The sequence below is a fragment of the Lysinibacillus sp. EB271-A1-10B genome, assembly GCF_058791335.1.
Map to the genome: position 1 here is coordinate 475,826 of NZ_JBYTDL010000001.1, position 21,118 is coordinate 496,943.

A 21,118-nucleotide genomic window follows, 5' to 3' on the forward strand; every position below is an offset into this window, starting at 1 on the left:
ATCGCTGATCTCCGAGGAGTCGCCCAGCCTCCACTCCAATCAACTTATACATGGCATATGTTTTTAACAAATCGAAACCTAACGTAATAGGCTCAAGAAATTTTTTATAGAGTGAAGCTTTAATCAGTGGGATTTTTTATGGACGTTAATACCAATAAAAAAAGCAGCCCCTAGTGAAAATAATCACTTGGGACTGCCTTGATAGTATTCTTATTTCGTATAATCAAACAAACATCGTGCATGGTCTTGCACTACCTCTACAAACGCCTCTACTTGTCGTAACTCAAATGAAGATTCATAGCCAATTAACCAAGTATCACGCGTTATACCAAATTCTTTTTCATTATTAGTTAATGCAATTTTATTAATACCATCATTGTCATTTAACGTTATTGAAGGTAAGATAGCGTAACCGATACCATTCAATGCCATTTGCTTACAAATTTCAATCTGATCAACTAAAATTTGTTTTCGTGGATTTGAAGCGAAATGCTGACGCCACCATTGTTGAATTTCCTGATAGTAATTGGAATCACTTTTAAATTGAATAAAAGGTCGATCTGTCGTCAACACATCTTCTATCGTTTTTAACTCTTTATCGACTAAATAAAGGGTGTCACGGAAAAGATGAATCTTTTCCCCTTTCCAATCAACCTGCCCACGCACAATCCCTACATGAGCCTCACCCTCATAAAGTGCTTTTACAATTTCAGAGCTCCAGCCGGTCATAAGAGAAATTTTTGCATCAGGATATTTCGATACAAAATCCTTTAATATTATCGGAAGCCAGTTTTGTCCGACAATCGATGCACAAGCAATTTTCAATGTCCCGTTTACTTTCGTCGTTAATGACTGGATTGTTTCATAAATCTCTTCTTTTTTGCTGAGCATTTCTGTTGCATAGGCAATAATAAGCTCTCCAGCAGGTGTCGCCGTAAGTCCTTTTTGCGAACGAATAAATAATTGCGTGCCCCAGTCTTTTTCAATAGTTTGAAGCCTTTGAGAAAGCGCCGGTTGCGATAAAAATAAACGTTCTGCTGCTTTACGCATATTACGTTCCTCTGCTAGTACTTTTAAAATTTCAGCCTCCGTTGCCATCAATCAGTAAACCTCCGTTACAAGCAAAGAGGGCCTCATGATTTTCATCTGAGTCCCCTCTTAAACTACTACTCTTTTTGATAAATATATTTTTTCAATTGCTTTAGAATAACTCGTCTCGTTAAAATTCCGGCAAATGTTCCATCTTCGTCCACAACACATAAAAAGGCGTGGTTAATTACTAAGTCTAGAGCCCGCTGAAAAGTATCCGTCAATTTCAATACAGCGATATCTTTATCCATTATCGTATCCACTTTAATATCAGGTAGCTTTTCATACTCAATATGTTCTAGTCCAAGAATAGATTCAGTAATCATTTTCATACTTAGTAAACCTTGAAGTCGATATTTCAAATCTAAAACAGGTATCGAAGAATACCCTGTACGTGTCAGTACTAGGAGTGCATGTTCCGCACTATTTCCACTTTGTACATGCGCAACCTTTTCAGATGAAATAATAAAATCACTAATTGGCATTGCTAATAAGTCTTTGCTGTTAGTTGAAATCATGAACTTCTTCTCCTTTTCTGTCCCCGCTTTGCAGAACAGGATGCTTCCCTTTTATCATATCATAACTTTTCCTTATATGACCACGACAAGGCCGAGAAGAGTTTTTTATTAGCAACGAATATTTTAGCAATTTGAAACAAAACTAAGTATCGAAAGTGCATATATAAAGAAGGTTTCACCTGAGAGAAATGGAAATATCTTCATTCAGCTATATTTAAAAATATGAGCTGAATGAAGAAAAAAATCTTTTTAATAACCGTACTTACTCCAATAATAAAAAATCATTATCCCTAAAAAGAGTAAAAAAATGATATATACCCAGACAATCGGGTTGAGCATCGTCGAATAATCTTCAACGGTTTCTGAAATCGGCGTATCATTTTCCGATTTCCGCTGAGACGTCATTTTGGCAATCTTCAGCGTTGACACAAGCGAAATAGCAGAGATAATCGTAATGGCAATAAGAGCCGGTATTAACCACATACCCATCGGCAAAACTCCTTTCTTTGCCCTTAGTATGCGTCAATCCAGCTCTCCATTATGCAAAAATATTTATTTTAGAATGGATACTGATTGAGCCATTGCCCACCATCAAGTGTCACACATTCCCCATTCATATATCTTGCTTTATCAGACATCATAAATGTTGCTAAATCAGCAATTTCTTCAGGCGTACCTGTACGACCTAACGGAACAGAGTCCAATGTACGAGCCGCTGCAGCCTCTGACTCCCAAAGCTTATCTGCACCACCTGTACGCTCAATTGGACCTGGAGCAATTGCATTTACTCGAACGCCATATTGTTTCCCCCATTCAACAGCTAACGTTCGAGTCAATGACAATACACCTGCTTTCGCTGCTGCCGAATGAACAACACCAGCACCTGCATTCCATGCGTAAGTTGCAACCATATTAAGAATAGAACCTTTAATATTATTTTGGATCCAATACTTACCGACCGTAGAAGAACAAAAGAATGTCCCATTTAAAACGATATCAACAACAGCCTTCCAACCATTAGGAGATAAATCCTCTGCACGCACAATAAAATTACCAGCTGCATTATTCACAAGCCCATCAACCTGTCCAAACTTTTCAACAGCAAATGCTAGCATCGCCTCCGCATGCTCAGGCACGCGAACATCCATTTGAAATGTTTCAATCGTTTTTCCCGCCTCTAAAATAAAAGCTTTCGCCTCTGCTAGCCGCTCCTCATTACGACCTGTAATGACAACATTTGCCCCTTCAGCAACGAATTGCTTCGCCATATAAAGCCCCATTCCACTAGATCCACCAGTAATAATAATTGTTTTCCCCTGCAACATACAATTTCCCCCTTTGTAAAAATGAATGATGATTCACTTAAATATTACTATATTTTCTTGAATATGTCATATTAATTCTACAAACCTATGGAGAGGATGCAAGATTGAAAGGTTCTTCTAGCTGGGATTCTTATGTTGCAGGGTATTCGCGGGTATTTTATTGTTGCGCGCGGGTATTTGCTTTTCTTCCGCGGGTATTTCACCGCTAAGCGCGGGTATTTCACCTCTAAGCGCGGGTATTCTCTCCTCTTCCGCGAGTATTTCACCTACGCGCGGGTATTCTCTCCTCTTCCGCGGGTATTTCACCTACGCGCGGGTATTCTCTTCTCTTCCGCGAGTATTTCACCGCTAAGCGCGGGTATTCTCTCCTCTTCCGCAAGTATTTCACCTACGCGCGGGTATTCTCTTCTCTTCCGCGGGTATTTCACCGCTAAGCGCGGGTATTCTCTCCTCTTCCGCGGGTATTTCACCGCTAAGCGCGGGTATTCGCTTCCCTTCCGCGGGTATTTCACCGCTAAGCGCGGGTATTTTCTTCTCTTCCGCGGGTATTTCACCTACGCGCGGGTATTCTCTTCTCTTCCGCGGGTATTTCACCTTTAAGCACGAGTATTTGCTCTTCTTCCGCGGGTATCTCACTGTCCCGCGCGAGTATTCCCCCCCATTAACCTTGATTACTCGCTCTAGTAGCTTCCTTTATAACACATCCATTAACGGATTGGAATATTTTTCCTAATCAATAAAAAAATAGAGTTACAAATTACATATGAATTTGTAACTCTATTTTAGACAGTCTCATTTCGAATTCCTAAAACTCATAATGGTAAGCAATTTTATAAAGCTCCATTAACTCTTCTTGGGTTGGAACTTTAGGGTTATTTCCGGGGCTACCGCTGGCAATTGCATCAGTTGCCATTTTCGGAATAGCATCGTAAAACGCTTTTTCATCAATTCCCCATTGTTTTAAATTACCTATATCCATCTTCTTGCACATTTCCTTTATAGAAACAATAGCTAAATCGGCAAGCTCTTCTTGAGATAACAGTTCATTATCTTTATTGAAAAACTTACCGAGATCCGCTAGCCGATCGACACAAGTATCCTTTGAAAATTCTAATACTGCCGGGAGAAGCATGGCATTTGAAATTCAATGTGGTACATGGAATAGCGCTCCTATTGGACGAGACATGCCATGTACTAAAGCGACAGAAGCATTTGAGAATGAAAGACCTGCTTGCATTGAGCCTAGTGACATCGCTTCCCGCGCATCAATATTGTTACCTTGCTCATAAACTTTTAAAATATTATTAACAATTAGCTCCATAGCTGATAATGCAAGGGCATTCGAGTACGGATGTGCTAAACGAGATAAATAACTTTCAATGGCATGACTTAACGCATCGATACCAGTCGCCGCAGTGATAGATGGTGGAGATGTAACCGTTAAAATCGGGTCAACAATAGCTATGTTTGGCATAAATGCGGGCTGCTTAATCATCATTTTTACTTCATTATTCGTATTAGTAATGACGGTTGCATCTGTTGCTTCTGAGCCAGTTCCCGCTGTTGTCGGTATTGCGATATGTGGAATCGGTGCTTGCTCTGCAATTTTTGCCATCTTCATATAATCGCCAATATAACCACCATTCGTTGCGACTACTGCGATAGCTTTCCCTGTATCGATACAGCTCCCGCCACCGACGGAAATAATAAGATCACAACCCTCAGACTGTAAAATATGAAGCCCCTCCGCTACATACGTATCCACTGGTTCCGTTGTTACGCCTAAATAAGAAAACGTTTCCAATCCATTGTCTCTTAAGAATGTGCTACATTGATTAACAAAGCCTAAGCGTTCCATGATCGGATCACTAATGATAAGAGCCTTAGTCCCTAATTTTTTTGCATATACGCCTACTTCTTCAAAAGAATCTCGTCCATAAACGATTGTTCCTGGTGAATGAACTGTATAGATTGTTTTTGTTTGAATCATATTTATCCCTCCTAAGCTATTGTGCTGTATAACCGCCATCCAAAAGTATTGCTTGACCTGTTATACCCTTTGCCATATCACTAGCTAAGTAAAGCGCAAGTCCTGTAACTTCCGATACATCTAGTAAGCGTTTTTGAGGGATGAGTGGATATAGCACCTGCTCAAGCACTTCTTCTACTTGAATTCCCCTTGTCTTTGCCAAATCCGTAAACTGATTACGCACTAACTCTGTATCGACATACCCTGGACAAATAGCATTCACGGTTATCCCCTTAGTTGCAACCTCTAGTGCAGCCACTTTCGTTAAACCGACAAGCCCATGTTTTGCGGCATTGTATCCAGCTTTACCTGCAAACCCAATAACGCCATTAATAGATGCCATATTAATAATGCGTCCATACTTATTTTTCTTCATATGTGGTAAGACATATTTCATCGCTATAAAAGGCGCAACAAGCATCACTTTTTGCATGGATTCGAAGATTTCTGTCGCGAAATCCTCTATAAGAGAAACATGCTGAAACCCTGCGTTGTTGATTAAAACATCTATTGTCTTAAAATTTTTAACAGTAAAGTCAATCGCATCACATATTGCCTGTTCATTTGTAACATCGCATGTGTATGCAGTTAATTGCGGATTATGCTTAATTGCCTCTGCTAAAAGCTGTTCATTTATATCTGTTATCACTACATTCGCTCCCTGCTCAGCAAACGCTAATGCCATGGATAACCCGATACCACGAGCTGCTCCAGTAATAAAAACTGTTTTTCCTTTCATGCAATCCCTCCTGAGAATAAAGGATCTTACCTAGGATTTGAGCCATTTAAAAAGAGCTGTAAACGAATACAGCTCTTCATTTGTATTAGTCGTTATTACTTGGGAATGCAAACGTAGATGCTGTCGATGCCTGACCTGTCATCCAACGTTCTGATATTGTTTTTGTTTTTGTGAAGAAGCGTGCTTGATCTGGACCAAACATATGGCCTTCTCCAAAGCGAGAACCTTTAAATCCAGCAAAGTTATGGTAACCAACTGGAATAGGAATTGGTACATTCACGCCCACCATACCAACATCGATTTCTGTTGTAAATTTACGGGCTGCTAAACCATCATTCGTAAAGATTGTGACCCCATTTCCAAGTTCATGCTTATTAATAAGTTGGATGGCTTCGTCCAAGGAATCAACACGTACAACATTTCGAGCTGGACCAAATATTTCTTGATCATAAATTTCCATGCCTGGTTTTACGTTGTCTAGCAAAGTTGGTCCTACAAAGAATCCTTTTGACTCTTTGACAATATCAAGTTCGCGACCATCACAAATAACTGTTGCACCTTCAGACTCACCTCGTTCGATAGCCGCAATAATCGCTTCTTTCGATTGCTGTGAAATGACAGGCCCAAAATCTGTCTCTGGATCTGTATATGAACCTACCTTCAAATTAGCGATTTTCTCCTTTAAGATTTCAACAAGACGATCTGCTGTATCCTTTCCAACAGGCATAATCGTAGAAATGGCCATACAACGCTGAGAGGCTGCTCCATAAGCTGCCCCGATAAATGCATTTGCTACCTGGTCAAGATCTGCATCAGGCATCACAACCATATTGTTTTTCCCTCCACCAAGTGCGGTAACACGTTTACCGTATTTCGAGCCTGTTTCATAAATATATTTGGCAACTGGTGTCGATCCTACAAATGAAATTGCTTGCACAATCGGGTTTTCTAAAAGCTCATTCACTGCATCTTTATCTCCATTTACTACCGTCCAAATACCATCTGGTAACCCAGCTTTTTTCCAAAGCTCACTCACATACAAGGCAGTCATAGGAACACGCTCGGAAGCTTTTAAAATAACTGCATTGCCGACAGCAATTGCCATACTTGTTTGCGCTAAAGGCACCATAATTGGGAAGTTAAATGGCGAAATAGCCGCTACTACACCTAATGGATATTTTGCAGAGTAGGCATTAATCTGACCACCGACATTGACAGAATACTCCCCCTTCATTAAATGAGGTGCACTAATAGCTAAGTCAACGGACTCCAAACCACGTGTAATTTCACCTTTCGCATCCTCAATTGTTTTGCCGCTCTCTGTACAAATAATTTGTAAAAGCTCCTCCATATTTTCAGTAATAAGATTACGGAACTTTAATACAACTTCAGCACGTTTAGCTACTGACGTATCTCTCCATTGAGGGAGTGCTGCCTGTGCCTTATCAATTGCCTCCCTAGTTTCTTCTACAGTTGCAAGTGGCACCTTGGCAATCACCTCACCCGTCGTAGGATTGTATACAGAACCAAAGCGACTACTTTTTCCTTCCACAAGCTCTCCACCAATGAAATGCGTTAATGTTTTAACCTCATGTGCTGTTGTCATATTTATTGTCCCCCTTTAAATTTGTTTAATTTTTAATCTTAAAAAGCTACAGGCCCATTCTTCCTTAAAAACCAAATGTGCACTAGCCAACTCCAATCTTTTATCGTAACATTAATACGATAAAATCCAAATGACCGTAGTCATTGACCTTAGTCAATTAAATCATAATCAAAATAATTCCATATCGTCAATAAAAATTTTTTATATTTTCAGATTTTTATAAAAACATCTTGATTCGGAGGAATATGAGAACATGAATCCACTAACGAGCCGTCAAAAAAAGGCATTAGAAACACGTGAAAAATTACTTAAAACATCTTTAGATTTATTTAATAAACATGGATTTGAGCATGTATCGATTGAACAAATTACGAAAGCATGCCATGTATCAAAAGGAACATTTTACACTTATTTTCCATCTAAATACGATGTTATTTTAGAAAAATTTAAGGAACTAGATCGTTTTTATAGCACTGTAGAAAAAAAGATCGACTCTTCTTTACCAGCAAGTGAAAAAATTTTAACGCTTTATCAAGAGCAAATGAAGTATTTAACGAACGTTGTGGGCAAGGATTTATTGCGTACAGTCTATACTGCAGCGATGACAAGTCAAGTGGAACAAGATCATTATTTAATTAGTCCACAAAGAAAGATATTCCAAATAATTAATACTTATTTAGAGGATGGCATTCGGCTCGGAGAATTTCGTCAAGATTTGCAGCTTACTCAAGTGCAGGCTATTATTCAGCGTTGTATGCGTGCAAATGTCTATGATTGGTTAATTCATAATGAAGACTTCAATTTATCAGTGGAAATGGCGCAATTTACAGCTATTGTGCTTGAAGGATTAAAAGCAGAAAATAAATAACTATTAGAGGTTGCATAGGTGGAAAGTGCATGAGCATGAATCGCTCGGAGAAATGACCGGGTATGTACTCACTTCCCAAAGCTCTACAACAAAGTAGCACTTCATCATGAATAATTGGATGAAGTGCTACTTTGTTTGTTGGCTTTAGCTAACAAAATATTTATTAACAATGGTTTCTACTGGTAATGGCTTGTTATATAAATAGCCTTGTCCTTTTTGGCATTGGTGGCGTTTTAGAAAATCGACCTGTGATAGTTCCTCGATTCCTTCTGCTACGACCTCCAACCCTAAATTATGGGACATTGAAATAATGGCTTTAATAATGGCCTCATTTTTATCATCTTTAGTAATATCCGCTATAAACGATTGGTCAATTTTTATAATATCTATCGGATAACGTTTTAAATAGCTTAAAGATGAATACCCCGTTCCAAAATCATCAACGGAAACATAAACACCTAGCTGCTTCAATTCGGTTAAAATTGAAAATGTTTCATGGACATTCGTCATGGAGCTTTCGGTAATTTCCACCTCTAATAATTCAGGTGGCACATTATATTTTTTCAAGGCCGCTTTAATTTTCCGAGCAAAGTTTTCTTTTCTAAATTGTTTTGGCGAAATATTGATAGCAATTCGTACTGGTCGATAGCCATTCATCTGCCACTCTTTTTGATAGCGACACACCTCGTCAATAATCCAATCCCCGATTTCAATGATTAAGCCTGATGCCTCTGCAATGGGTATAAACTGTGCAGGAGACACAAAGCCAAATTTCCGGTTATTCCATCGTAATAATGCCTCAAAGCTATTAATACTGTTATTCGCTAAATCCATTTGTGGCTGTAAATGAATACTTAGTTCGTTAAATTCGATAGCACGACGTAAATGCGCCTCCATTAGTGCTTCATTTGGAAAAATAGTTGTCGTATCTTCACGATAGTAACGGTAGTGTGAACGACCATGCTCTTTTACAGAAAATAATGCTTTATCTGCTTTACGTATAAGTGTTTCTAAATCTTTGCCATCCGCTGGACTAAGGGAGATACCAATCGACACGCTAATAAAATATTCCTGCCCGTCAATCATGAATGGCTGTTTTAATGCATCTAAAATAGCGTTAGACGTCTGTTCAATTTTGTCGACTGTTGCATCTTTTAGAACAAAAATAAATTCATCGCTATTATAACGATAAAACGAGCATTTGGAGTGACAGAGCTCACGAAGTCTTTGGCTAAACATTCGTATAAGTTCATCACCCTTACTTTCGCCAAGGGATTCATTAAATTTTTTAAAACGATCAATATCCATCAAAATAACAGCTGCTTGCTTATTTTGCTTTTTATCATTTAAATGTTGAAGCCACTGTTCCTTTAAAGCCTTACGATTCCAAATACCCGTTAATTCGTCCATTAACGCTAGGTAATAAAAGGCCTGATGATCATTCATAAATGAGGTTGCGTCTTTCACAAATAAATGTACACCTATAATTTCACCATTAAAGTATGTTGGATGCGTTCGTAAATAAAATGGTTCTTTACTTAACAGTCGTTGTTTAAACAAGCATTCTGGCATACCAAATGCTGAGCCCTCAATAGTTTTTGCAAATAGTAATTTAAATTCGTCGATATACTTGCTCTCTAATAATGAAAAAATATTTTGTCCGATCAAGCTTTGTTGTTCTTTTAACAACTGAGAAGTGGCAGCAACGTTTTGATGAATAATGCGACCTTGTAAATCAGTTGTTAACACCGGACATACGTGCTGTTCCACAAATTGCAAATAAGGTTCTACTTCATTTTGCAGCTCACGTAGAATAACTGCTACAACTGAATTTTCTAAGTGCTGTACACGAACAGCAAATGTTTTTACTTTGTGTTCCGTACATATTTCTAGCCTTTGCTCTAGATTCAATTGTTGTTGTACTATATTCGATAATTGTAGCCAGCATTGCTCCGTAAAAAATTGTTCAGCGTTGGTAGCTTTCACATCTTGTAGCTTCAAAAATGACGGTAGTTTATCGTTAAAATTAACGACCTCAAACGCTTTTGTACCCACTTTTCTCAAACATACGACCGCATCAAATGGATTAAGTTGTATGATTTGATGATAGTCTGCAAATTGCGCTACATTCTCTTTATATTTTTTCATTATATCCCTCACTAAGTAGCGTGTTTGCTTATTCTTCGTCTAGCGTAGGTTTTAGTGCATCCTTTAGGAAAATTTCCTGACTATTAATTGGATCTTCACCACGATCAAAATCTTTATAATGATACTTTCCATTGGAGTCTTGAATACGAGCTTTTGCTGTATCCTCAAGTTGTGTATTCATAATGTTAATAATACGAGCTTTGGCTTCACTTGCATATACTGGGAATAAAATTTCCACACGTTTAATCATATTACGAGTCATCATATCCGCCGAAGACAAATATACTTTATTTTCCCCATTATGATGGAACCAATAAATACGCGAGTGCTCAAGGAAACGACCTACAATGCTCGTTACTGTTATGTTTTCACTAATTCCAGGGATGCCTGGTCTAATGCAACAAATACCACGAATGATCAACTCTACTTTCACACCTGCAATGGATGCCTCATATAACTTCATCATTAAGTCTTTGTCCGTTAGTGAATTCATTTTAGCTCGAATAAAACCATTACCATGCTTCTTATGACAGGCAATTTCCTCATCCATTAAGCGGATAAATTCATCTCGAATATCAAACGGGGCTACAACTAAATGATTAAAAGTTGGTTTCTCTGTATAACCACTTAGATAGTTAAAGAAGTTAGTGGCATCAATGCCAAATTCCTTATCTGTCGTTATGATACCCATATCTGTGTAAATTTTTGCAGTTGCATCATTATAATTTCCTGTACCAAGATGAACAAAACGCTCAATTTTCCCATTCCGACGACTTACAACAAGCGTTATTTTCGAATGTGTCTTTAAGTTATTCATGCCGTAAATAACAAGGCAGCCAGCTTGCTCAAGTTGCTTTGCCCAAAGCACATTATTTTCTTCATCAAAACGTGCTTTTAATTCAACTAAAACTGTTACCTGTTTACCATTTTCTGCTGCAAGCTTTAAGGCTTGTATAATGGGTGAATTACCACTTACACGATATAAAGTTTGTTTGATCGCTAAAACGTTCGGATTAACGGCCGCTTCTGCAATAAAATCTACAATTGGCGCAAATGATTCAAATGGATGATGGAAGAAAATATCTTGTTGCAGCGCTTTTTCAAAAATATTTTCATCCGATTGCAAATCTAATGGTGGCTGTGGGATAAAGCTTTCATATTCTAAATGTTCTCGACCAACAGATATACCTTTTACAAAAGAGAACATAAATGTTAAATCTAGCGGTCCATCTATATGGAAAACATCCGTTTCTTCAATTTCGAATTCATCTAGTAAGTATGTTAGAACTTCCTCACTCATCTCGCCCTCACGAACTTCGAGACGACTACCTACACCCCATTTACGTTTTTTCAGCTCTTTTTCGATTTCTACAAGTAAATCTCTTGCGCCTTCTTCATGAATCGTTAAATCCGCATTACGTGTTAAACGGAAAGCCTGCGCTGATTTAACACTGTAACCATAAAAGAGCTTTTCTATATGCGCTACAATCACGTCTTCTAATAAGACAATAACCGTCTCTCCATCTGCTGATGGCACTTTAATATATCGATCTAAAACAGATGGGACTTGTACAATAGCTACCTTTTCATGATTCTCTATGTCCGCTTCATCTTGCTCCAATAAAACAAGTAAATTTAATGTTTTACCAAGCAAAGTTGGGAAAGGACGGTACGCATCTACAGCTACGGGTGTTAAAACAGGGAAGATTGTTTCTGCAAACATTTCATTGACAAATGCTTTCTGTGTACTATTTAAGTCTCTCATGTCTGCGATATGTACATTATGTTGTGGTAATAAATCATAAATTAAGTGTCTGTAAACTTCAGTTTGTCGGCGCACTAAGGCTTGCGTTCGTTCTGCAATTTTCGCTAATTGCTCTTTTGGTGTTAAGCCTGACTTATTTTCAGGCTTATGGAAACCTGCACGCACTTGATCCTGTAAACCTGCAACACGCACCATGAAAAATTCATCTAAATTCGAACTAAAAATTGCTAAAAACTTCAATCGTTCTAGCAGAGGATTATCGATATCCTCTGCTTCCTCTAAAACTCGTTCATTAAAGGCGAGCCAGCTTAATTCACGGTTATTATAGTATTGCGGTTTAGCGATTTCCTCTAGTAATCGACCTTGTATTTCTGTTGATTCCTTCTCATTTAACTGATTATTCGTAATTTCAGTTGTCATAATTGTTCAACCCTACTTCCACAAAGTTTATTTTTATCGGTATCTTTAGTGCGCGTTCTAGATGTTTTTTTTGTCGGTTTGCTTGGTATTTTTCAGCGGCCGCATTGTTTTTCACATAAATGCTAAGCTGTACATAATCCTCTTTTGTTTGCATCTTTATAGTTTTAACTATTGTTCGTTTAGACACATTTAACGCATAGATAAATTTCAAAAAAGCACCAAAGTCTCGTATTTTACGATACTCCTCACGACTCATCCATTCTGTAAACGGAGCAGCGAATCGCTGATAATAATCTTTATTTTTATACGAAGCTAAAAGTGCTAATTTTACACGTTCCTTATGACTTAACCCCTCGATAGATTGGTTGGCAATTAAATAAAAAGTATGCTGACTAGCCGAACTTAACTCAATATACTCCCCAATATTAAACACCCTCGCCGCTTTCGACAATAAGTGCAAATCTTTAGGATGATGTTGTAAATAACCAAAGTGGCAACATTCACGGTACAATTGATCTGTTAAATGCATCAAATAGTCCGCTTCTCCTTCGGAACGACCATACCGACGAGCAAATCTTTTAGCGTTTCCCTCAAACACATTGTACTTATCAAATGCACTTTTATCCGTTTGTAAAATACGCTGTATAATGAGCCCTTCTCGCAAACCTTTTTTTGTTATCTTGAACAATTTACTGCCGACAACTTCCATTAATACATTGAAAACCTCTAATGCAGGAACGATAATATCCGCACGATCTGTCGAAAGCCCATCTAACTGTTTTAAATCATGAAAGCTTAAATTATTTAAAAATACACTAAGCTCATCTAAATTGCCCTGCGTCATTTCGTAGCCATGTACACTTGCGATTGGATATGCATGTTTTTGTTGATGAATTTGGGCAATATTTCGAGCACTACCGCCAATAGCAATAATCGGTAAACCGATATTCTGAATCCATGAAAGTGATTTGAACTGTTCCTTCACAAATGCAATAAGTTCCTTTTTTTCACTACCATTCATAATCTCGCCCTTTACGAAACGTTGCTTTAAAGAAACTGTACCAAACGCAAAACTATGAGATTTCTGTAGTTCTTTATTTTCAAATAGCGTTATTTCTGTACTACCGCCACCAATATCAATCGTTACAGCAGACTTTGTGCCTATAGAATGCGCCACTGCAACAAAGCCATAATATGCCTCTTCTTCTTCAGTTAAAAGCTCTATTTGAATGCCTGTCTGTTTTTTCATTAAGGTCAGTATTTCTTCTCTATTGGTTGCCTGACGGATTGCAGCTGTTGCAGCAGCTTTAACATCAGTCACTTCATAATCATCAAGTATTGCTTTATAAGTCAATAATGTTTCTGTTAATACTTGTATACCTTCTTCAGACATTTCACCAGAGGGCTGTAAATATGTACGTAGACGTGCAACCGTTTTAATATTTCCAATCTCACGAAGTCCCTCATCTTTATCATATCGATACAACACTAAGCGAACGGTGTTTGAGCCAATATCGATAATAGCGGTTTTTAATTCATTCAAATAATCACTTCCTTAGCGCATGCATAGTATTAATGGATCTACATTAAATATTGAGGTGAACATATCTATGAACATTGTATAGACACCTCAACAAATAGAACTTTATTATTTTGTTCCTAGCCTCATGTATCTATACAAAAAAAAGCCGGAGCCTATAAGAGGCATCCGACTTTCTTGCATTATTAATATTCTTTCAGGATACCCATTATTAATATTGTGAAGTACCTTTTCCAACTTTTAAAAAACATAATAAAATTTTATTTTATATGATAAGTTGGTCGATTCGTAAAATAAGCTCCGTAATTTCTGGCTTACTAATTTGATCCTCTGCACCAACTTGGTCACCTTTATGACGAAGATCATCCGTAATTAAGCTTGAGAAAATAATGACAGGAAGCTTTTGGAGATCTGGATGCTCCTTTATTTTACGCGTTAAATGATGCCCATCCATTTGTGGCATTTCAATGTCCGTCACAACTAATTGAATATGCTCGGCTACATCACTACCACTTTTAACGATAGCTTGGAGGTATTCATAAGCATCATGGCCGTTTTCAAAGAATTCAACATTCTCATAACCTGCTTCATTCATAGTATCGAATAAAAGCTTACGTAGTAATGGTGAATCTTCTGCAATTAAAATTCGTTTTTCAGAACGCTCACGTTTACCAAGCTTTTTAACGGCATCTACACTAATACCAGAGTCTGGATTTATGTCTACCATAATTCTCTCGAAATCAAGCAATAAAATCATTTGCTCGTTTTGCTTAATAACACCGATAACTTGTGATGTTCCTCCCTGATACATATCAGATGGCTTCTCGATTTGATTCCATGAGATTCGGTGAATCTGTGTTACATTATCTACATGAAATACTACACGCTGTTTATTAAACTCAGCTACAATATATTTTTGCTGAGAACTACGCTCTTGACTTTGAATACCTAATACTCGGAGCATATCAACTACTGGTAATACCTCACCTCGTAATTGAATAATCCCCTCTACATGCGGGTGCGCGTGTGGAATAAATGTTACTGGAATCGGTTGAATAATTTCCTTTACTTTAATAACGTTAATACCAAATTTATTATTAGCTACTTCAAATTCAACAATTTCTAGCTCATTTGTGCCACTTTCTAATAATATACCTTTATGTTCCAAAGCAACCCCGCTCCTTTCTATCCAACTTCTATTTATAATTCAATTGTATCATAGGCGATACATTTCTCCTACTTGCTTTTTCCATTTTTATCACTAACATGGCTCGACATCCATAACACGGGTGAACTACCATACAGAAAACAAAAAGCCAATTGGCTCATCAAACGCCCTCAGGAAAGCGTTCAGCCGAATATACATGAAATGCGTATATGTCTTATCTAATATCATCTCCAACTTTTGAGCCATTGACTTTTAAATGTATCAATAGGCCAATTATCGTCATCACAATTAATGTCGATAACGCAACACGACTTGCTAGCGTTCCATATTCTTTCATCCATAACGTAACGGTTCCGTAGACTGCTGGCCCGATAATGGAGGATACTTTACCCGAAAATGCAAATAAGCCAAAAAACTGACCCCGTTTTTCTTCTGGAGACAATTCAATAATATATGTTCTAGATGTTACCCACATGGATCCTAGCGATACGCCAAACATACTACCTGCAAGCCAGAACATCCATTGCTCAGTCGCAAAAACAGCAAATGCTAAAGCAACTATCATTAATATTGCCACCATGGTTATCGCACGTTTGGCTCCGATTGCTTTTGTAATATAACCAAATGCAAAAGAGCCAATAATAGTTGACACCGTAGACACTAAATAAAGCACGATAAATTGACCTGAAGTAAAGCCTACGATTGTTGTTGCATATACAGCCATCATTGCAATAGTTGTTGCAATTGCATCATTTAAAAAGAAGTAAGCAATCATAAAGGTGAAAATAGCTTTATATTGCTTCATATCCTTAAAGGTTTGAACAATTTCCTTATACCCATCTAAAAATTTAATAGGCTTTCGTTGAGACGCTGATATTGGTGTATCTTTATTAATAAAAAATAATGGCAAAGAAAATAATAAATATAAAATGGCAGTCGGAATAAATGCTCGATGGAAACCACTGTTTCCTACGTACAAATAAACAAGTAGTCCCAAGATTGTACCAAGATACCCAATCGCTACCCCATAGCCAGAAATAAGGGGCATTTCCTCTTTTGTCCCTAAATCTCCCATCATGGAATCATAAAATACTAGACTGGAATTAAAGAAAAATTTTGCGATGATAAAACTAGCTACAACTAAAAACAAACTAAGAGGCACACCTGAAAAATTTGTTGGCGTCTGTAAATTCGCAAAAATCCCCATCATAAAAGTAAAGAAGATAGAAATAGATGCAAACCATACTATAAATCTCTTTTTATAGCCTGTTTGATCAATCCATACTCCAAAAAGTGGCGAAAAAACAACGAGGAACAGGCTAGCAATCGCATTCGCATAAGAAATAAACGTGCTTGCCACTTGCTGCATTACCTCATTCGTCCCTAAAACCTCATCCATATAAAACGGGAAAAATATCGTATTAATATTTGAAGAAAATATTGTATTCGCAAAATCATAAAATGCCCACGACAAAATTGGCAATGATAAATAAAGTGCTAACTGACTCCGATGCTGAACGTCTACTGTTGAATTCCGCTTCATAAAACCCTCCTCCCATTCTCTATATTATTAAATAAATTCCCTCATGTAATAAAAAATACCTTTTATTTAATGAAAATTAACACTATTTACAATATACATGCATTTTTATTTAACTAACACTCTAAAATGAACGAATCTCCACCTTTGCTGCGAGCTACTCATAATAAAAAAGATATCCAAGCTCTCCACGCTTGGATATCAATATGTTTTTTGAAAACTATTTTGTTAATTAAATTTTGAGTAAAGTATGATTCTTCCGCAAAGCGTGGGATTGATTTCCGTTCCAACTGGGCGCTTTTCTGGGGGCTTCCGATGAGCCGCTTGGGGCAACAGGATGTTGGTCACGAAGGCGTTATCACAGGACGTGATGCTTTTAGCCTTCGTTCCTCTATATCGCTGATCCCCGAGGAGTCGCCCAGTCGTAACGAAGATCAATCACTTCACATAACATGTATCATCTTGTATGAAAGCTAATTAATAAAACTAAAAAAACTTCAGCAATGTATTTTATGTGCGAAGCGACAGTAGCAACAACAAGATGGAGGAACGGTAGTTAGCATCATTTTCCTTGACCATTGTTCAACTCTAAAAAAATATCCAAGCCCCCTCGCTTGGATATCCTTCTTACTATTCTTCTATATTCACCCACATAGAAGACCATTGTTCAATTGCTTTAAGGACCGGTGCAAGTGCATGTCCTTTTTCTGTTAGCTTGTATTCAATCACTACTGGTGTTGATGGAATAACTGTGCGCTCCACAATGTTCTCAATCTCTAACTCTTTTAATCTTTCCGTTAACACACGACTGCTAATACCCACATTATTTTTTATCGTTGAGTATCGTTGAGGACCTTCCAATAACTGATAAATAAGCAGGGTGTTCCAGCTATGATTTAATATTTTTAGTGCTTTTTCAAATCGTGGACAAATTTTTTTTTGATCCAATTTTCCTGCCTCCAATGTGTTTTGTTCTTATATAAGAGTATATCATTTTTTCGAAAATCATTTTCAAAAATAAAATTTAGTTACTTGACAAAAGTTGTTTTTAAAAATAAACTAAGTTACGAAATGTAAGCTAAAAAACAAAAGGAGTTTATTTAACTATGCAAAATATCGGTTCAACTATTTTACGTGTGGTGCTTGGCATTATTTTTGCAACTCACGGTTTCCAAAAGTTTCAGGGAGGTATCGGCTTCACAGCTGATTATTTTGATGCCATTGGTATTCCAGGCTTCATGGCTTATATTGTTGCCATTATAGAACTAGTCGGTGGTGTAGCCATTATTTTAGGCTTAGGTACAAGACTTATCGGTGCTTTATTGACAATAACAATGATCGTTGCTATTTTCACAGCGAAGCTTAGCGTTGGCTTTATCGGAGAAAACGGCTTAGCCGGATATGAATTTGATTTAGCTTTAGCGGCAATGGCCTTATACTTTGCACTTGCAGGGGCATCTAGTTTTTCTTTAGACGCAAAACTTTTTGATAAAGAGTAATGCTGCCGTAGTTAACTATTTTCTCAAGTGTATTGATTAGACATTTTTATCCACTTGTCTACGGGCAGAACCAACAAGCATGCTATTTTTAGTATTGTTAATGAGCTGCTTTATATAAGAAAACCCGAAGTGCTCATCCTTTCAAAAGATGATACTTCGGGCTTTCTAAAATTATGATTCTTCGTTTTGTTAATCTTTAATGATAGGCCTTTAAAAGTGCCTGAGTACCGTTTTCACCGTAGCCCTCTTCTATTAGCCTTTCATACATATCATAAGCGAGTGTTATACCTGGCAATGTAATCCCCATTTTTTTAGATTCATCTAATGCTATTTTCATATCCTTTACAAAATGCTTAATATAAAAGCCTGGTGCGTAATCTCCTTTGATCATGCGAGGGGCTAAATTACTTAACGACCAAGAGCCTGCTGCACCAGAAGAAATGGATTGCAATACTGTCGGTAAATCAAGTCCCGCCTTTAAACCGTAAGCCAGTGACTCACACACACCAATCATTCCAGATGCAATAACAATCTGATTACACATTTTAGCATGCTGCCCTGCACCAGCTTCTCCTTGATAAACAATATTTTCACCGAAATGTTTCATAATTGGTAAAACCTTATTGAATGTAGCTTGGCTACCTCCAACCATAATTGATAATGTCCCATTTTGAGCGCCAATATCTCCTCCAGAAACAGGTGCATCCAGCGCTTCTACTCCAATTTTTTGAGCATGTTCGAAAATTTTCTTTGCTAATGTTGGCTCGGAAGTGGTCATATCAATAACGATATTGCCAGATTCGGCTGTTTGAAATAATCCATTATCTCCAAAATAAACTTCCTCTACGTCCGCAGGATATCCAACCATCGTAAAGGCAATTTCCTTATGTTTAAATGCTTCTGCTGGTGTACTTGCCCAAGTTGCACCTAACGCCAAGAGTGGCTCCGCTTTCTCCTTTGAACGTGTAAAAACTGTAACCTCATGACCATTTTTTAATAAATGTTTAATAATACTAGCACCCATTACGCCTGTGCCGACAAATGCAATACCTTCTTTTCCCATATGTACATACTCCTTTGTGATCAAGGCAATGATTGATTTTTTTTAATTGATCAATCATTAGCACTTATTCTTATCTATAAGTGTAGTTTAATAAGTGCGATAATTCAAACTTCTCTTATTAACTTGTACTAAAAACTTTAAGCGCTGCATATATACGAGTAAATCAATTTCCTTAACGTTATGAAGACAAAAAAAAGAGAGCAGTTGATGGGGTATCACTGCTCTAAAGGGGAAATGAGAATGTTGCTGTGTTCAAAATAAGTATTCCCCACCAAATGCTTTTTAAACATATTATTTAAAAAGTTTATACTCTGAATACTGGAACATTCTTTCAATCTTCTTGACGCTCTTCTTCTTCAAATGTTGTCTGTCTATAATAAGTATTCATTAACTGATCTAATCTGCGACTCAGTTGAATGGTTTTCGCATTTTGTAACCCGTTCTCTACACCTGAGCGAATCATCATCTCACGAGTTTGTTCCATTTGTTTCAAGAGTAGATTGACCATTCATATAACCCTCCACACACAAATAATCATACCATTATTATACATTTATATTTCATTTCTTACAGCATTAACTTACGACAATGTTCGACAAATCAGCTTCTTGGAATTTCTTGATAAGTATAAATTACGCGTCCATTTTGTTTGGCCTCACCTCTATAATGTTTAAATAAAGGATGTTTTACTAGTACTTCTCGGAACTCATAAAATTGTTCCTTATCTATTTCTATACTTTTTAATTCCCCGTTTTGTAATTGTTTAAGCGTATTTTCGTATTTTTCCATTTTTTCCATTCCTCTCTTTTTTAGCATTCTGTGTAATTAATTATGAATTATTCAAAAAAGGCTTTACGTTTTCCATTTTTTCATGCAAACTGTATATTATTAGTCGATGAAGGAGCTGACTGTCTGTGAAAATAGCTGAAGTTGGAAATATTATCGAGTTTAAAGACGGCTTACAAGGTATAGTCGAAAAAGTAAATGAAAATTCGGTGATCGTTGATTTAACATACATGGAGAATTTCGATTCCCTTGAAATTGAAGAAAAGACGGTCGTCAATCATAAACGTTACAAAATTTTATATACAAATGAAGCTTAATAGTCTGAATAGTCCCTATTTGTCTTTATAGATGATAAGGGACTTTTTTTTTGATAAAATTAAAAGCATGGAGGTCGAATAATGCTTACAAATTCGAAACAAACAATAATATTGCTCCTTTCTTTATTATTCGTTTATGGCATGCTTGCTTTTACCTTTGCTAACCAAGCTGTATTTTGGCACCTATATGCATTTACTTTACTTGTATGTATTGCCATTGCCATTTTAACTGGAAAAATTGAGGATCAGTTACCGACATGGAAATTTTTACTTTTCGGTATTGGATACGGTACAATAACATACGGTATTATACGCTTTGGCTATTGGCTAGCACCACATATTAATGGTTCATTGGTACAATCAGTACAAAAGTTTTTAGCAAATTATGGACCACAGACTATTTGGCACTATATACTACTTGTATTCATTGTTGCTATTGGTGAAGAGCTCTTTTGGCGTGGCTATGTTCAACAACAGCTGAAACGCTTTATGAAACCTACTTTAGCAGTCATTGTAACAGCGATTCTAAGTGCAATCTCTATTGCAATAAGCGGCTTTATGCTTGGTATGGTTGCTGCACTTGTAACCGGCATTATTTGGGGCTTGTTATATGAATGGCGTAAGAGTATGCCACTGGTTATTGTATCCCATGTAGTCTTTGTACTACTCTTATTTTTAGTGTTACCTTTAACATAATA

The 21,118-nt window shown here is 37.2% G+C and carries 20 protein-coding genes and 1 pseudogene; 5 read left to right on the top strand and 16 right to left on the bottom strand.

Going from position 1 to position 21,118, the window contains the following annotated elements; all coding sequences use genetic code 11:
• Positions 1-210: 210 nt before the first annotated feature.
• The 4 genes from ccpC to fadH all read right to left on the bottom strand — a co-directional run bounded on the left by ccpC (position 211) and on the right by fadH (position 2,932).
• Positions 211-1,098 (bottom strand): transcriptional regulator CcpC, encoded by an 888-nt coding sequence (gene ccpC / locus AC3WSK_RS02235; RefSeq protein WP_079559657.1) that lies wholly within the window; start codon positions 1,096-1,098, stop codon positions 211-213.
• A 68-nt stretch (positions 1,099-1,166) separates the two neighbouring features.
• On the bottom strand, positions 1,167-1,607 hold the full coding sequence (gene cbpB, locus AC3WSK_RS02240) for a cyclic-di-AMP-binding protein CbpB (RefSeq protein WP_079559656.1): 441 nt from the start codon (positions 1,605-1,607) through the stop codon (positions 1,167-1,169).
• Between the two features lie 249 nt (positions 1,608-1,856).
• Positions 1,857-2,096, bottom strand: a complete 240-nt coding sequence (locus AC3WSK_RS02245) for a short-chain dehydrogenase (protein ID WP_079559655.1) — start codon at positions 2,094-2,096, stop codon at positions 1,857-1,859.
• Between the two features lie 68 nt (positions 2,097-2,164).
• Positions 2,165-2,932: a 2,4-dienoyl-CoA reductase gene (gene fadH, locus AC3WSK_RS02250; RefSeq protein ID WP_492411649.1), complete on the bottom strand. Its 768-nt coding sequence runs from the start codon at positions 2,930-2,932 to the stop codon at positions 2,165-2,167.
• 132 nt (positions 2,933-3,064) lie between these two features.
• Between fadH and AC3WSK_RS02255 the strand changes: the two genes are divergently transcribed.
• Positions 3,065-3,532: a hypothetical protein gene (locus AC3WSK_RS02255; protein WP_492411651.1), complete on the top strand. Its 468-nt coding sequence runs from the start codon at positions 3,065-3,067 to the stop codon at positions 3,530-3,532.
• Positions 3,533-3,737: 205 nt separating this feature from the next.
• On the opposite strand, the pseudogene AC3WSK_RS02260 reads toward AC3WSK_RS02255, so the two are convergent.
• The 3 genes and pseudogenes from AC3WSK_RS02260 to AC3WSK_RS02270 all read right to left on the bottom strand — a co-directional run bounded on the left by AC3WSK_RS02260 (position 3,738) and on the right by AC3WSK_RS02270 (position 7,306).
• Positions 3,738-4,922: pseudogene (locus tag AC3WSK_RS02260) on the bottom strand (iron-containing alcohol dehydrogenase).
• 16 nt (positions 4,923-4,938) lie between these two features.
• On the bottom strand, positions 4,939-5,700 hold the full coding sequence (locus tag AC3WSK_RS02265; RefSeq protein WP_079559652.1) for a 3-hydroxybutyrate dehydrogenase: 762 nt from the start codon (positions 5,698-5,700) through the stop codon (positions 4,939-4,941).
• A gap of 85 nt (positions 5,701-5,785) precedes the next feature.
• The gene (locus AC3WSK_RS02270) at positions 5,786-7,306 is read right to left on the bottom strand and encodes a CoA-acylating methylmalonate-semialdehyde dehydrogenase (protein WP_427481958.1); all 1,521 of its coding nucleotides are present in this window, start codon (positions 7,304-7,306) and stop codon (positions 5,786-5,788) included.
• Between the two features lie 253 nt (positions 7,307-7,559).
• Between AC3WSK_RS02270 and AC3WSK_RS02275 the strand changes: the two genes are divergently transcribed.
• On the top strand, positions 7,560-8,174 hold the full coding sequence (locus AC3WSK_RS02275) for a TetR/AcrR family transcriptional regulator (RefSeq protein WP_492411654.1): 615 nt from the start codon (positions 7,560-7,562) through the stop codon (positions 8,172-8,174).
• A gap of 144 nt (positions 8,175-8,318) precedes the next feature.
• Here the strand turns inward: AC3WSK_RS02275 and AC3WSK_RS02280 are convergent, their stop codons facing one another.
• The 6 genes from AC3WSK_RS02280 to AC3WSK_RS02305 all read right to left on the bottom strand — a co-directional run bounded on the left by AC3WSK_RS02280 (position 8,319) and on the right by AC3WSK_RS02305 (position 17,703).
• Positions 8,319-10,322, bottom strand: coding sequence for an EAL domain-containing protein (locus tag AC3WSK_RS02280; RefSeq protein ID WP_492411656.1), 2,004 nt, complete (start codon positions 10,320-10,322; stop codon positions 8,319-8,321).
• A gap of 28 nt (positions 10,323-10,350) precedes the next feature.
• Positions 10,351-12,507: an RNA degradosome polyphosphate kinase gene (locus tag AC3WSK_RS02285; protein WP_492411658.1), complete on the bottom strand. Its 2,157-nt coding sequence runs from the start codon at positions 12,505-12,507 to the stop codon at positions 10,351-10,353.
• Positions 12,497-14,050, bottom strand: a complete 1,554-nt coding sequence (locus AC3WSK_RS02290) for a Ppx/GppA phosphatase family protein (protein WP_079559647.1) — start codon at positions 14,048-14,050, stop codon at positions 12,497-12,499. The genes AC3WSK_RS02285 and AC3WSK_RS02290 overlap by 11 nt, the downstream gene beginning before the upstream one ends.
• 262 nt (positions 14,051-14,312) lie before the next feature.
• A complete protein-coding gene (locus AC3WSK_RS02295) occupies positions 14,313-15,215 on the bottom strand; it encodes a chemotaxis protein (protein ID WP_079559646.1) in 903 nt (300 codons plus the stop codon).
• Positions 15,216-15,429: 214 nt separating this feature from the next.
• Positions 15,430-16,758, bottom strand: coding sequence for an MFS transporter (locus AC3WSK_RS02300; RefSeq protein WP_492411661.1), 1,329 nt, complete (start codon positions 16,756-16,758; stop codon positions 15,430-15,432).
• Positions 16,759-17,385: 627 nt separating this feature from the next.
• Positions 17,386-17,703: a winged helix-turn-helix transcriptional regulator gene (locus AC3WSK_RS02305; RefSeq protein ID WP_079559644.1), complete on the bottom strand. Its 318-nt coding sequence runs from the start codon at positions 17,701-17,703 to the stop codon at positions 17,386-17,388.
• Between the two features lie 158 nt (positions 17,704-17,861).
• Here AC3WSK_RS02305 and AC3WSK_RS02310 point away from each other — a divergent pair, with 158 nt between their 5' ends.
• The gene (locus AC3WSK_RS02310) at positions 17,862-18,254 is read left to right on the top strand and encodes a DoxX family protein (RefSeq protein ID WP_079559643.1); all 393 of its coding nucleotides are present in this window, start codon (positions 17,862-17,864) and stop codon (positions 18,252-18,254) included.
• A 196-nt stretch (positions 18,255-18,450) separates the two neighbouring features.
• Here AC3WSK_RS02310 and AC3WSK_RS02315 read toward each other — a convergent pair whose 3' ends face one another.
• From AC3WSK_RS02315 to ykzS, 3 genes are all read right to left on the bottom strand, one after another.
• Positions 18,451-19,317 (bottom strand): NAD(P)-dependent oxidoreductase, encoded by an 867-nt coding sequence (locus tag AC3WSK_RS02315; RefSeq protein WP_492411664.1) that lies wholly within the window; start codon positions 19,315-19,317, stop codon positions 18,451-18,453.
• Positions 19,318-19,648: 331 nt separating this feature from the next.
• The gene (locus AC3WSK_RS02320; RefSeq protein WP_079559641.1) at positions 19,649-19,825 is read right to left on the bottom strand and encodes an aspartyl-phosphate phosphatase Spo0E family protein; all 177 of its coding nucleotides are present in this window, start codon (positions 19,823-19,825) and stop codon (positions 19,649-19,651) included.
• A 92-nt stretch (positions 19,826-19,917) separates the two neighbouring features.
• A complete protein-coding gene (gene ykzS / locus AC3WSK_RS02325; protein ID WP_492411666.1) occupies positions 19,918-20,106 on the bottom strand; it encodes a protein YkzS in 189 nt (62 codons plus the stop codon).
• Between the two features lie 125 nt (positions 20,107-20,231).
• On the opposite strand from ykzS, the gene AC3WSK_RS02330 reads away from it, so the two are divergent.
• Both AC3WSK_RS02330 and AC3WSK_RS02335 read left to right on the top strand, forming a co-directional pair.
• Positions 20,232-20,420 carry a YkvS family protein gene (locus tag AC3WSK_RS02330; RefSeq protein WP_053483503.1) on the top strand — a complete coding sequence of 63 codons (189 nt, stop codon included), beginning with the start codon at positions 20,232-20,234 and terminating at the stop codon, positions 20,418-20,420.
• Between the two features lie 81 nt (positions 20,421-20,501).
• The gene (locus tag AC3WSK_RS02335; RefSeq protein ID WP_427481943.1) at positions 20,502-21,116 is read left to right on the top strand and encodes a CPBP family intramembrane glutamic endopeptidase; all 615 of its coding nucleotides are present in this window, start codon (positions 20,502-20,504) and stop codon (positions 21,114-21,116) included.
• Positions 21,117-21,118 lie beyond the last annotated feature (2 nt).